We start from the raw sequence: 12142 nt of genomic DNA on the forward strand, positions 1-12142 counted from the left end.
AGCGGTATTCCGCTACCTCCATCATCTGTCATTACGTATTGTCACTACCACGTCACTCTATTGAAGAGGACTAGCGAGCAGACTCAGCTCAGGATTAAGTTCCAGTGCTTCTTTGCAATAGTCACATGTAATCCGAACGGTGATATCTCCACCCGAATTATACGCTATTATATCCCTACGCTCGTCGGGGGTCAAGAAATGAAAGCCCAATTGCGCTTCCGTTATACCGGTAGAATCGATTTGTCCTATAAAGGTACGGCAATGCCTGCATACATAATTCACTGACATGTTTATGCCTCCTGAACCTAGTTTATACGTCCAGTATGCCCATTTAGACTGAATCGAACCCAGTTTATGATCATTTTTGCCAATAATGCTAGAATCAACTACCCGTTGAATTTAGCCATCGTTTGCTCAAACGTATGATTCAGGCTGTGTTCAAGTGCATCACAGGTCTGTTCAATCGTCTGTTCGAGTGCTTCCTTTTCCTTCTTCATAAATGTCGAAAGAACGTAATCTACAATGGCATGTCCAGGTTCTGGACGGGATATTCCCATGCGTACCCGGTTAAACTGCTGTGTACCTGTGTGCTGAATAATAGACTTAATTCCGTTATGTCCACCTGCACTACCTTGATAACGCAATCTCACTTTACCAATTTCCGTGTCCATGTCATCATACACAACGATTAGATCTTCCAGACTTACTTTATAAAAATCCATATAGGCTCGTACCGACTCACCGGACAGATTCATGAATGTCATGGGTTTAATCAATACCGTTTTGACACCGCCAATGTTGCCCTCTCCAATCAACGCTTTGCATTTACTTTGGGTAATGGAGATATTATGACGATCTGCCAGTCGATCGAGCGCCATAAAGCCAATATTATGACGGGTTTTGGCGTAGTTAGAGCCCGGATTTCCGAGGCCAACAATCCACTTCATCTCGTTTCCTCCTTGGCATCACTTGAGCTGTAGCATAGACTTCATTTGTTATATTTCATATAATATCTAGAAAGTGAAGTTTCGTTTTACGATCTATAATTTCAACTGCTGCATCATCTTTAGTTGATCTTATATCCGTGTTTACATCATATATTTTATTAACCCAGGAAGGTGAGCGGGTTTTGCGCGAAGACACTGGACAACTGACTCAACATAGCGATTTTATCTATCATCTTGAATATCACGTACCTGTACAGGTATACGACCGCGACACCCATATTGAGATTGGATTAATTACACGCTTCGATAATCAATTTGTCGAAATTGCCGACACGCTTTTCCATCGGCGCCGATTCCGTTTCATTTCCCGCCCCGGCTATTAGATATATAAGTTTAGTTCAAACAAATTATAGAAGATAACCGGGCGGTTTTCACTTTTATCATACGGCACGCCGACAGGGGTTACATTTTCCATTGATCCGGAAAACGTAACCCCTCTACTACTTTATGCAGACATCCTTATTCAATTTCAAACAGCTTGCTGATTGATAATTCCTCATGAACCCGGATAATTGCTTCTCCGAGCAAAGGCGCTACAGACAACACTTTGAGTTTGCTTGTCGGGTTAGCATGCGTAATCGGAATTGTATCCGTTACGATAACTTCCTTCAATGGTGCATTCTCCAAACGTTCCATAGCAGGGCCGGACAATACTGGGTGAGTACAGCATGCGTATACTTCCTTCACGCCGCCTTCCATCAAAGCATTTGCCCCTAATACAATCGTTCCTGCTGTATCGATGATATCATCGATCAGGATTGCCGTCTTACCTTCAATGTTACCAATGATGTTCATGACTTCACTGACATTAGGCTCAGGACGACGTTTGTCGATAATCGCCAGTGGTGCGTTCAGGAAGTCAGCGAGTTTCCGTGCACGTACTACGCCACCATGGTCAGGTGATACGACAACTGGATTTTCGATCTGTTTTGACCGGAAATATTGCGCCAGAATCGGTACACCAAGCAGATGGTCAACTGGAATATCGAAAAACCCTTGAATTTGCATGGCGTGAAGATCCATCGCGATTACACGCGTTGCGCCTGCTTTTTCAATCAGATTAGCTACCAGCTTCGCTGTAATTGGATCACGGGAACGTGCTTTGCGATCTTGTCTAGCGTAGCCATAGTAAGGAATTACAACGTTAATTGTCTTGGCAGAAGCACGTTTAAGTGCATCAATCATGACGAGCATTTCCATCAAGTTGTCGTTAACTGGCAAACAAGTTGACTGCACGATATAAACGTGACAGCCCCGTACGCTCTCGGAGAGCTTCACTTGGATCTCACCATCGCTGAAGCTAGTTGTGTGAGATTCACCCATAGGAATTCCGATATAATCAGCAATTTGATGGGCAAGCTTTGGGTTAGAATTGCAAGTAAATATTTTTAATTTCGAATCAAAATAAGTCATAAAATAAAAACCCTCCGTGCTGGTTCATTGGAATCTATAAGCGTCTGCGACATGTCGGCACCTCCCGAAGAACGAGAGGCAATGTTGTTATCAAAACCCCTTATTCGGGTTTGGCGTTTTGTTTCTTGGCTTTGGCACGTCCGCGGATCTTCTCCGCATAACCAGGTTTGTTCTCCTGGCGTGGACGAGCGATGGCGAGATCATTCTCGGGAACGGAATGGGTAACGGTGGAACCTGCAACGACATAAGCGCCTTTTCCTACCGTAATAGGTGCAATCAAATTGACGTTGCTGCCTACAAAGGCATCATCTTCAATGGTTGTCACAGCTTTATTATAACCATCATAATTGACCGTTATTGCACCACAACCAACATTTACGTTTTTCCCTACTTGAGCATCCCCAATATAACTAAGGTGAGACACTTTGGAGCCTTCATCAATTGTAGCATTTTTCACTTCAACAAAGTCACCAATTTTTACGTTGCGACCTAATTTAGTTCCTGGACGCAAATTAGCAAATGGACCTACAGTAGCCTCGGCACCAACCTCAGCACTCGACAACACAGAATGTTTAATCGTAACTCCATCCTGAATGATACTATCTTCGATATCTGCATGCGGACCAATATGGCAAGCTTCACCAATGGAAGTTGTGCCCTTAAGAATCGTTCCTGGGTACAGTACTGTGTCTGATCCAATCGTAACATCCGCTCCGATATATGTCGATGACGGATCGATGATCGTAACACCGTTCAACATATGTTTAACGGCAAGACGTTCACGCATGAATGCTTCTGCTTGTGAAAGAGCAAGTCTATCATTTACCCCAATGGATTCTGCAATATCATCTGACATGTAGGCTTCAACCACTTCTCCATCGTTGCGGAATATGCCAACAACATCAGTAAGATAGTACTCTCCTTGGGCATTCTGATTCGTGACTTTCTCCAACGCTGCGAACAGTTTTGCATTGTCGAAGCAGTAAGTACCTGTGTTAATCTCCTTCACAGCATCTTCTTGCTCGTTACAATCCTTCTGCTCCACAATTCGTTGTACAGAACCATCTTCTCCCCGAATAACGCGTCCGTATCCTTTGGGATTGTCCAATTCAGCTGTAAGTACGGTAGCTGCTGCACCGCGACTCTCATGAAGCTTCATTAAACCTTCCAACGTTTCACTCGTTACAAGCGGAGTGTCTCCGCAGACTACAATCGTTGATCCGGCTTCATTACCAAGCAGAGACTTCACCTGTTGAACTGCATGACCTGTTCCCAGCTGTTCTGCCTGAAGAGCATATTCTGCTTTTGAACCCAAAAATGACTGCACCGCTTCGGCACCGTGACCCACCACGACTACACTGCGTTCTACACCTGCGCGTAGAGCCGCATCAAGCACATGACCCACCATCGGTTTACCACATACGGGATGCAGTACTTTGTACAATTTGGATTTCATCCGTTTTCCTTGCCCTGCGGCAAGAACAATAGCCATTCGTTTCAAAATTCACGACCTCCTGTTCTGAAAATCCCATCCTTCTCGGGGTGCATATCCCTAATTGATGAGTATCGTTCAGCCGGCTCTGCGCCGGTCTTGTTCATCGCTTGCTGTCCTGTATTCACGCGTAACAACGCGGACACCAACAATCGTGACCTTATATGTATACGCCGTGTACCTGCGAGCTTAACCGAATCCCATGATTCCTAAGATGCCGCCCTGTCACCAAGCGCACGCTGCGCTTTTTTGTTTTTCAACATTCATAACCAATCGTTATGAAACATTACTCTGCGAATAAACTCAATACTGAATATATCTTATTCCGGTCAAAAAGAAAAGAGAGCCATAAGACATGGCTCTCTTTTCCTTCGAACCCCAATAATGTTCTCAGGCACCTTCTTCAATGACTTCTTCCTCAGTAGCAGCGCGATCATATTCAGTCAATACAGCCGCCTGAATCTTCTCACGAGTACCGGAAGAGATCGGGTGGGCGATATCACGGAACTCTCCGTCAGGAGTCCGCTTGCTCGGCATAGCAACAAACATTCCGTTGTTACCATCAATGACACGAATGTCATGAACGACGAATTCGTTATCGATGGTAATGGATGCGATAGCCTTCATTCTCCCCTCCGAGTTAACGCGGCGGAGTCTGACATCCGTAATTTGCATGTGTGTGTTCACCACCTTTTTCCATCAGAACTTGGTGTATAATTCCACACAGCCTATACGAACTCCTTCTTTTTATAACCATAAAAATGTCCTAATTTCAGGAATTTTTTTATTTAATACACAATTCGACAACGTTAGTGCCAGGTCGATGGAAAAGAAGCTTTCCCGACACGCTATTCGCCATCTTTCTACAGATCGAAATAGTTGCCAGGCTTGACGGAAATGTGTCTGCTTTTCGCATCTACTGCAGTCAACTTCGCCAAAGATACATAATCGGTCAACAGGCGTTCTTCTGAATCGATAGAACCAGATTCAACCAAGACCCCTACACCAGCTACAGTCGCATTAAATTCGGCCAGTAGATCGATCATTCCCTGAACCGTGCCCCCAGCTTTCATGAAATCATCCACGATGAGTACTCGCGAATGTTCACGCATTGCCCGGCGCGATAGGGACATCGTATGCAAGCTTTTATGCGAACCCGATACATAATTGATACTTACGGCTGATCCTTCCGTAGCCTGATGGTCCCTGCGCACGAGCACAACAGGCAGGTTGAGCTGGGCACCCGTCGCATATGCGAGTGGTATGCCTTTGGTCTCTACCGTCATAACTACATCAATGCCCATATTACTAAATGCAGTGGCAAAGATTTTGCCTGCTTCATTCATTAATGCAGGTTGACCAAGCAAATCCGACATGTAGAGGTATCCACCAGGCAAGATCCGATCCGGCTGCTCCAATTGGGTACTGAGTCGCTCAGCAAAAGTAAGAGCCAGTTCTCTGGACACCTTAGGAATCCACTTAACTCCCCCGGCTGCTCCAGCCAACGTTTGCAGTTCTCCTGACCCACCTTCTTCGAACACTTCCTTGATAATCGCCAAATCTTCACTGATTGACGACTTCGCAGCTCCATAACGTTCGGCAAATGTGGTGAGCGGAATCACCGTATGCGGTCTAGACAATAAGTACTGCGTCATTTCAACCAGCCTTGCGCTTCGTTTTAATTTCTTCACAGAGATCCATCCTCACGATCACGGAAAACATCCAAATCCGAATAATTATATAAAAATATATCACCTTTATACGTGTTTGTACATCATAAAAGTATGTGTTCAAAAAGCGAATGCTTCGAACAACCACTAAAAGCGAATGCTATGTCAGCATTCGCACAGCATATACTTCTTTACAGAAGCCACGAAGCCCATTATAAATCCGTGCGACCTTTGACTCCTTCGACACCAAGCCAAACACAGTTGGACCACTTCCGGACATTAACACGCCATCTGCCCCCAATTTGATCATGGCTTCCTTCAGATGCAGTACCTCTGGATATAACTTCAGGGTTACATCCTCAAGCACATTCCCCATCTGTCCACATACCTCAGCAAACGACTGATTGCGAATAGCCTCTTCCATTTTGGCAGCGCTCGGATGGCGAACAATCTTGTCACTGCGGAAACGACCATACACATCTGCTGTAGATACATTAATAGGCGGCTTGGCCAGTATGACCCAACATTGCGGTGGATTCGGGATTGGCGTGAGCTTCTCTCCTCGACCTGTTGCTAGAGCCGTCCCTCCAGTAATGCAAAATGGTACATCTGATCCAAGTTCAGCTCCGAGCTCTTGAAGCTCCTGATCCGGAATATTAAGACGCCAGAGACGATTCAAGCCACGCAACGTTGCTGCTGCATCACTACTGCCGCCTGCAAGGCCGGCAGCCACTGGAATCTTCTTATCCAGATGAATATGCACCCCTGATCGAACATCATAACGTTCCTTGATCAGTCTAGCCGCCTGAAAAGCCAAGTTCTTCTCATCCAGCGGAATATATCCAGCCTGACTAGAGATGAAGATCGTATCCCGAGGAAGCTCGGAGAATTCTAACCGATCAGCCAAATCGACCATGGTCATGATCATTTCAACTTCATGGAATCCATCATTTCTTTTATGTAAAACGTCCAGCATTAAATTAATTTTAGCAGGCGCTTTTTCGTAAATTTTCAAGACGTTCACCCGTCCTCACCTTTTCCCTAAGACAACTTAACATATTATATCAAAATAGGGCTGTCAAGTCATTTCTATTCCGCATCTATGGGGAAAAAGCGAGGTGATCCTGATGGATTGCCTCGCTCTCCAAACCAGATGAAATTCCAAATTAGGATTTGCGCGCTGCCTGCTCGGCGAGTTGGATCGCTCGCTTTACCATGTTGCCCGCATCTTTGGCTTTGATACCGCCCCAGCCTTCTTGCTGAACAGTATCGTAGAAACCGAGGTCTTTGGCCAGCTCGTATTTAAGCTCCTCGGACATCACACTTCTTCTTCTGCGGCTCATGCAACCATCCCCCTTAGATTAGCTCATCAATTAGTCCAGATCGTTAATGGCAGAAATGACGTACGAACAGGCTCAAGATGGTGAAGAAGCGATCCTTAAGATCACTTGAACCTGTATACGTAGTATGTCGTAACTACCTAAACCTCATTCCTAATTTGATGGGGAGGTGGGATTCCTCATTTATGAAAATAAAAAAGCGATCCGCCCTGTGGGGCGAATCGCCTGTAAAACGATGCTTACGGCTCCATATATGAACTATGCGTCTGGCTGCCTGGATCAAATACCATGACTTCCACCGACTCCGTAAGTATATCTGCATAACTATAAGATACTCGCTTGAAGGTTTCTTGTTCCTCATCAAGCTTAACAATAAAAACAGAAGGGTACGTTTCTTCCAATACACCCGTACGCTCGATAGTCTTACGGCGGCCACCATTAGCCCGCAACATAATTTTCTGACCTATATGAGCGTCGAGATTGCGTTTGATATCCAACAGCGTATTTTTAGCCATTGTCGACGACCACCTCTTTTCTTGTCCATTATACCTTAATTTACAGTCTATGTCAAATCAAAACTAATTATTATATCAGCATCGAAAAGTTTCTGTCAATGAATTTTTTTACGAATAAAAAAAGCCCCGAACTGGGACTTTCTTCGCACAAACTCAAACTGCAGATGGGTTTACTTTTAACGTAGATAAATCGTTCAATCCAGGTAATCCGACACGGTAACTGCCACGCGTTTCTACACCACCCACACCTTGGCTTCCGCTAATGGTATTATGCAGAATGTCATTCATATTCACCGTATCTCTGACTGAAGTAAAGGAGGCTTTGGCTGCCACATATACCGGATCAAGCGCATGAATCAGAATTCTGCCTGGTGAACTGGCGAAGTTCGCCCCTGCCCGCAGCAGAGCCTCAAAATGAGACTGACACGCTCCTGCAACGATGGTGAGCGCATCCAAGTGACGTTCATACTGCCGAGCAACCTGGATTGCTGCCACAAAGTTCTGTGAGTTCTTGTAGCTCCCCAGACTGTACAGATCGTAAGGCTGACGAGTCTTCAGCACGCCATCATGCCCTGTAATGACCACAATGTCTGGCCTAACCTTGGGTAAAAGGTGATACAACGTATCGGCCATAGCAGATTCATGTACGTACTGCCCCTCCGCTGGAACGCGAAGCTGTTCGTAAAGATTCATACTTTTTTTCAAATAGTTTGGATCTCCGTCCAGGTGAAGCACTTTGCCAGGCATTTCGAAATAGGCAGGTTCTTGCTGCTGGGTCCATTCCTGATCCAACCCTTCTCTATTTCGCTGCGCCTGTTCCATCCGATTCTGCTGTAGACGTGAGAGGGTCTGGTGAGCCTTAACATGCGCCTGCCGGGTCTTAGCACTCTGCGGTTCATATGGAACCTGTATCAAATCATCCACCGGGGAATCAGCAAGCAGCCGGAACTCGGTACCTTTAATAACAGCACTGTCCACCTGAAGGCCTTCCACCCGAAAAGTCACATCTCCTCCGTATGACTTCCGAACGACCAAGTCTCCGATATTCATCAACATAATCACCTCTAACCCATCGTATGGGCTAGCACCCGGATTGGTTCATCCGATTTTAGTACATTACCTTGCAGACCCAATATTTTACAAATGACAGTTCACAAGAAGGCAATTCTATAAAATGCATTGTTTATACCGAAATGCCTATAGCGCTGCACGTACTCCAGCTTCCCACATCACCGTACTTAACGTTGCATACTCCTCCAAGCTGAGAGTCTCACCACGTCTAGATGGCTGGATACCTGCTTGCTCCAATAATTGGTCAGCCTGCTCCCGGTTATCCTTTGTGAAAAAGCGAGATTTCAGATTGTTGGAAATAGTCTTTCTACGCTGTGCAAAAGAAGCCTGTACCACCTCGAAGAAATGTGCCTCATCTGGCACCTGTACTGGGGGTTGTTCCCGAACCTTAAGTTTAATAACCGCCGATTCCACATTAGGCTGAGGAATGAATACGGTAGGTGGAACAATACAGACGAGTTCAGGTACGCTGTAGTATTGTACGGCAATACTTAAGCTACCGTACTCCTTGGAACCAGGTGCGGAAGCCATACGCTCTGCTACTTCCTTCTGAATCATAACCACGATGCTGTCCACGGGCAGTTTTTCTTCCAGTAGTTTCATCATGATTGGTGTTGTCACATAATAAGGCAAGTTCGCAACAACGCTGACTTTGTTCACTTGACCAAAATCCGTTCGGAATAACTCCTCCAGATCCAGCTTCAGTACATCGCCATGATGAACTCGTACATTGGGGTAAGGCTCCATCACTTCACCTAAGATCGGTAAGAGCCGCTGATCAATCTCTACTGCCGTTACAGGCCCTGCAACCCTAGCAAGCCGCTCCGTTAGTGCCCCAATTCCCGGTCCAATCTCAAGTGCACCTTTGGACTCGTCCAAATCTGCAGCGTTAACAATCTTGTTCAATATATTCTGATCAATTAGGAAGTTCTGTCCTAGACTCTTCTTAAATGAAAATCCATGCTTCTGAATAATCTCTTTCGTTCGTTTGGGTGTTGCGATTTCCAACGTCTCTTCCATACCCTTCATTTACTTCACAATCCTTCACATTCGATTTGCGATAATGCGGCAGAGAATTCTTCTCGGGTGATCTGAAACACACTTAACCGCTTGTGAAACTGCTTACCGTTACAATAACCGATGCCGAGTATGTTCCCCATCTCCATACGACGTGCGGCAGCCTGTGGATGCACAATGAGTCCAGCAGCGATGAGGTCCTCCCAATCAATCAGACTCGGTGCCCCCTCATAGGACGTATGCACACGTGCTAGGGCATGGCGAATGGCTTCTGGCGAAGCGTTCTCGACCCCGATATCTCCTTTGCGCGTTGCGTCAGCCTCAGGAATGAAGGCGTGCTTACAACCCGGTACCTTATTGGCGATGATTTTCCGTATCCGCTCACCAGCATGATCTGGATCGGTCAGAACAATAACCCCTCTCCGCTCCTGAGCAAGTGCAATACGCTTCAGAATACGCTGATTAATGGCTGATCCGCCTGTTTCAATGGTATCCGCCTGAACGGCACGTCGAATCGCCACCGTATCGTCACGTCCTTCAACCACGATCACTTCTTTTATCATGTTCCAATTCTTCCTTTCTAACGCAAAAAGAAGAGGAATATCCCTCTTCTCTGGCAAACGGCGGGCGAGACTGATTTCAGACCCTCCCGCCGCATATTCCGCATGAATCATTCATGCCTTATATTTTATAGCATTCCCATTTCAAAGTAAAACGATTTTAGTTCGCTTCCGGCTTCACCGGACCGATCACATAGACCGTCTTGCCTTTTTTACGTCCGAAGTTAATGGCATGCTTCACACTGTCATAATATACGTCAATCTTATTGCCTTTAATAGCTCCGCCCGTATCTTCGGCACGACGGAAGCCGAGACCTTCAATGTATACCCACCAGCCGATTGGAATAACCTTCGGATCCACCGCAATGGTGCGACCTTCTGTTACCCGAGTACCGGAGGCTGTTTTGGTGCCAATGCCAGGCTCTTCTGAAGAGTAAGCTGTCATAGACACATTTTTGAGAACTTTAGAATATTTAAAAGAAGTACCTGAAACGGTAATGACTTTGCTGCCCGAGGCAGAGGTTTTATCCGAGTTCGATGAAGCCGTTTTTGTTGCTGTTTTTGTCTTTGAAGTGCTAGCCGATACCGTTTGGATCTCAGGCTCCTTCACGACAGGTGCAGGTTTAGCTTTGGTTCCGACAGCGATGACTTTATCTACACGATTCGTCGCAACCGACTTACCTACCATCTTTTTGGAGACTAATTCTCCATCTTGGAACACTTTCTCAATGTGTTGTACAAGAGTACCTTCTTTACCACTTACGATGACACGGTTGTCACCTTTGTACAAGCTCGGGTCAGCCGTTTTGATAACTTTGAATGCGATGGGCTGCTCCACATCAACTGTACGCTTTGTTACACGCACTACACGGATTTTCATGTCCTCTTTGATTGAAGTTCCGAGTGCAGGGTAAACTTTATCATCGCTTGTAATTTCAATACCTGACTTTTGAATTACCTCTTCTACCGATGCATCGGTTGTATACAGAGTCTTGGTGTCTCCGTCTGCCGTAATATTTACTGGAATGGCCCGCTCAATAACGATGCGATCTCCATCTGCAATCGCCCCATTCAAGGGCATGGATACCTGATCGTGAGGGCTGACTGTGATTGATTGCTCCTCTAGCAATTCTTGAAGCATTCCTGTACGAGTCTCTACTGCCTGAGCTTTGCCATCGATAACCAGTGAAATTTGTTTCCCGGCCTGACCATATACGACTAACAAGATCATGATTGTAAGCGCAATTGAGAATATCGCGATCAATGCCATTTGACGCATGTTCTCATGCTTCCACCGTAACGCGAAAGACTTACTGGATGATCGTGACTCATGGGTCTCTTCTGTTTGGAATGTGCCCACTTCTCCGTCCTCCTTCATAGCCTCGCCGTCTAGAGTAATGCATGATGTCTTTGACGCGACTATACCTGATTTTCTACAGAACACAGATTAGATCCACCTAGCCGGTTCTGCACCATGAATCAATCTTCGCAACATGATGTCATCCTCCTGAATACTTACCGTATGATGACAGTATTTCTTTTATTCAAAAACAAAAAAAGCCAAAGAAAGAGTGTAAGAGGACTCTTTCGTGGCTTCCGAATGATTTTGAATATCGGAAATTCATGCACGAGGTTGCCTCTCTTTTTCCGCTTGCGAGGTTAGCTGTCGGGTTCGGGCGAAAGAGAGCCGCCCTATCTCCGGTCACCCGCTCATGGCGGATGCCCTTGAATTCACCCCGAGACCCAAAGAAGAAATCAAATAGTGCTTCGCAGATCATTCCGCTGCTTTTGGGTCAGCGAACGTTGCGCATCGGCTATATTCACCGATGTTTAAGCCCTATTGGTTCCCCCGCTCTCCGATAACGGAGACTCAGCGAGATCGATTCATGAAAGTAATGTTGTTCATCGGAAAGTGTCCCTTTGTTCATCCCCCGAACATCTGTCCAATTTTCCGCACAACAATTCACTGAAAAGATGATATCCTGTTTCGATGCATGTTGTAAAGCGTTGTTCAAGTACGTTTTTCTAAATATTTGGTTAAAATATTGTAATATTCT

General features: G+C 45.7%; 14 protein-coding genes and 1 riboswitch. Of the genes, 1 reads left to right on the forward strand and 13 read right to left on the reverse strand.

The window, feature by feature from the left end; genetic code table 11:
* Nucleotides 1-57 precede the first annotated feature (57 nt).
* Nucleotides 58-288, reverse strand: coding sequence for an anti-sigma-F factor Fin (gene fin / locus J2T19_RS25655; protein WP_056697411.1), 231 nt, complete (start codon nt 286-288; stop codon nt 58-60).
* Between the two features lie 98 nt (nt 289-386).
* Nucleotides 387-947, reverse strand: coding sequence for an aminoacyl-tRNA hydrolase (gene pth / locus J2T19_RS25660; RefSeq protein WP_056697409.1), 561 nt, complete (start codon nt 945-947; stop codon nt 387-389).
* 137 nt (nt 948-1084) lie between these two features.
* On the opposite strand from pth, the gene J2T19_RS25665 reads away from it, so the two are divergent.
* Nucleotides 1085-1330, forward strand: coding sequence for a hypothetical protein (locus J2T19_RS25665; protein ID WP_235540616.1), 246 nt, complete (start codon nt 1085-1087; stop codon nt 1328-1330).
* Nucleotides 1331-1466: 136 nt separating this feature from the next.
* On the opposite strand, the gene J2T19_RS25670 is transcribed toward J2T19_RS25665, so the two are convergent.
* From J2T19_RS25670 to J2T19_RS25720, 11 genes are all read right to left on the reverse strand, one after another.
* Entirely contained in the window at nt 1467-2420 is a 954-nt protein-coding gene (locus J2T19_RS25670) for a ribose-phosphate diphosphokinase (RefSeq protein WP_017691370.1), read from the reverse strand.
* A 100-nt stretch (nt 2421-2520) separates the two neighbouring features.
* Complete coding sequence (gene glmU, locus J2T19_RS25675; RefSeq protein WP_370874959.1) at nt 2521-3912, reverse strand: bifunctional UDP-N-acetylglucosamine diphosphorylase/glucosamine-1-phosphate N-acetyltransferase GlmU; 1392 nt, start codon at nt 3910-3912, stop codon at nt 2521-2523.
* 390 nt (nt 3913-4302) lie between these two features.
* Nucleotides 4303-4587 (reverse strand): septation regulator SpoVG, encoded by a 285-nt coding sequence (spoVG, locus tag J2T19_RS25680; protein WP_017691372.1) that lies wholly within the window; start codon nt 4585-4587, stop codon nt 4303-4305.
* A 188-nt stretch (nt 4588-4775) separates the two neighbouring features.
* Nucleotides 4776-5603 carry a pur operon repressor gene (gene purR / locus J2T19_RS25685; RefSeq protein WP_307220971.1) on the reverse strand — a complete coding sequence of 276 codons (828 nt, stop codon included), beginning with the start codon at nt 5601-5603 and terminating at the stop codon, nt 4776-4778.
* A gap of 139 nt (nt 5604-5742) precedes the next feature.
* Nucleotides 5743-6597: a 4-(cytidine 5'-diphospho)-2-C-methyl-D-erythritol kinase gene (ispE, locus tag J2T19_RS25690; RefSeq protein WP_307220973.1), complete on the reverse strand. Its 855-nt coding sequence runs from the start codon at nt 6595-6597 to the stop codon at nt 5743-5745.
* A 151-nt stretch (nt 6598-6748) separates the two neighbouring features.
* The gene (locus J2T19_RS25695) at nt 6749-6925 is read right to left on the reverse strand and encodes a small, acid-soluble spore protein, alpha/beta type (protein WP_056697402.1); all 177 of its coding nucleotides are present in this window, start codon (nt 6923-6925) and stop codon (nt 6749-6751) included.
* Nucleotides 6926-7161: 236 nt separating this feature from the next.
* Nucleotides 7162-7437: a biofilm formation stimulator Veg gene (veg, locus tag J2T19_RS25700; RefSeq protein ID WP_056697400.1), complete on the reverse strand. Its 276-nt coding sequence runs from the start codon at nt 7435-7437 to the stop codon at nt 7162-7164.
* Nucleotides 7438-7590: 153 nt separating this feature from the next.
* Nucleotides 7591-8487 carry a sporulation peptidase YabG gene (yabG, locus tag J2T19_RS25705; protein WP_307220976.1) on the reverse strand — a complete coding sequence of 299 codons (897 nt, stop codon included), beginning with the start codon at nt 8485-8487 and terminating at the stop codon, nt 7591-7593.
* 147 nt (nt 8488-8634) lie between these two features.
* Nucleotides 8635-9537: a 16S rRNA (adenine(1518)-N(6)/adenine(1519)-N(6))-dimethyltransferase RsmA gene (rsmA, locus tag J2T19_RS25710; RefSeq protein ID WP_307220979.1), complete on the reverse strand. Its 903-nt coding sequence runs from the start codon at nt 9535-9537 to the stop codon at nt 8635-8637.
* 5 nt (nt 9538-9542) lie between these two features.
* Entirely contained in the window at nt 9543-10088 is a 546-nt protein-coding gene (gene rnmV, locus J2T19_RS25715; protein ID WP_128099756.1) for a ribonuclease M5, read from the reverse strand.
* A gap of 157 nt (nt 10089-10245) precedes the next feature.
* Entirely contained in the window at nt 10246-11445 is a 1200-nt protein-coding gene (locus tag J2T19_RS25720; protein ID WP_307220984.1) for a resuscitation-promoting factor, read from the reverse strand.
* A 272-nt stretch (nt 11446-11717) separates the two neighbouring features.
* Nucleotides 11718-11971, reverse strand: a riboswitch (cyclic di-AMP (ydaO/yuaA leader).
* Between the last annotated feature and the right edge of the window lie 171 nt (nt 11972-12142).

It is taken from the genome of Paenibacillus tundrae, from assembly GCF_030812775.1.
Lineage (GTDB): Bacteria > Bacillota > Bacilli > Paenibacillales > Paenibacillaceae > Paenibacillus > Paenibacillus tundrae_A.

Excerpts from the sequence above, each read along its gene's own strand:
- fin (WP_056697411.1), bottom strand. The coding sequence starts at position 288 with ATGTCAGTGAATTATGTATGCAGGCATTGCCGTACCTTTATAGGACAA.
- pth (WP_056697409.1), bottom strand. The coding sequence starts at position 947 with ATGAAGTGGATTGTTGGCCTCGGAAATCCGGGCTCTAACTACGCCAAA.
- J2T19_RS25670 (WP_017691370.1), bottom strand. The coding sequence starts at position 2,420 with ATGACTTATTTTGATTCGAAATTAAAAATATTTACTTGCAATTCTAAC.
- glmU (WP_370874959.1), bottom strand. The coding sequence starts at position 3,912 with ATGGCTATTGTTCTTGCCGCAGGGCAAGGAAAACGGATGAAATCCAAA.
- spoVG (WP_017691372.1), bottom strand. The coding sequence starts at position 4,587 with ATGCAAATTACGGATGTCAGACTCCGCCGCGTTAACTCGGAGGGGAGA.
- J2T19_RS25695 (WP_056697402.1), bottom strand. The coding sequence starts at position 6,925 with ATGAGCCGCAGAAGAAGAAGTGTGATGTCCGAGGAGCTTAAATACGAG.
- veg (WP_056697400.1), bottom strand. The coding sequence starts at position 7,437 with ATGGCTAAAAATACGCTGTTGGATATCAAACGCAATCTCGACGCTCAT.
- yabG (WP_307220976.1), bottom strand. The coding sequence starts at position 8,487 with ATGAATATCGGAGACTTGGTCGTTCGGAAGTCATACGGAGGAGATGTG.
- rsmA (WP_307220979.1), bottom strand. The coding sequence starts at position 9,537 with ATGAAGGGTATGGAAGAGACGTTGGAAATCGCAACACCCAAACGAACG.
- rnmV (WP_128099756.1), bottom strand. The coding sequence starts at position 10,088 with ATGATAAAAGAAGTGATCGTGGTTGAAGGACGTGACGATACGGTGGCG.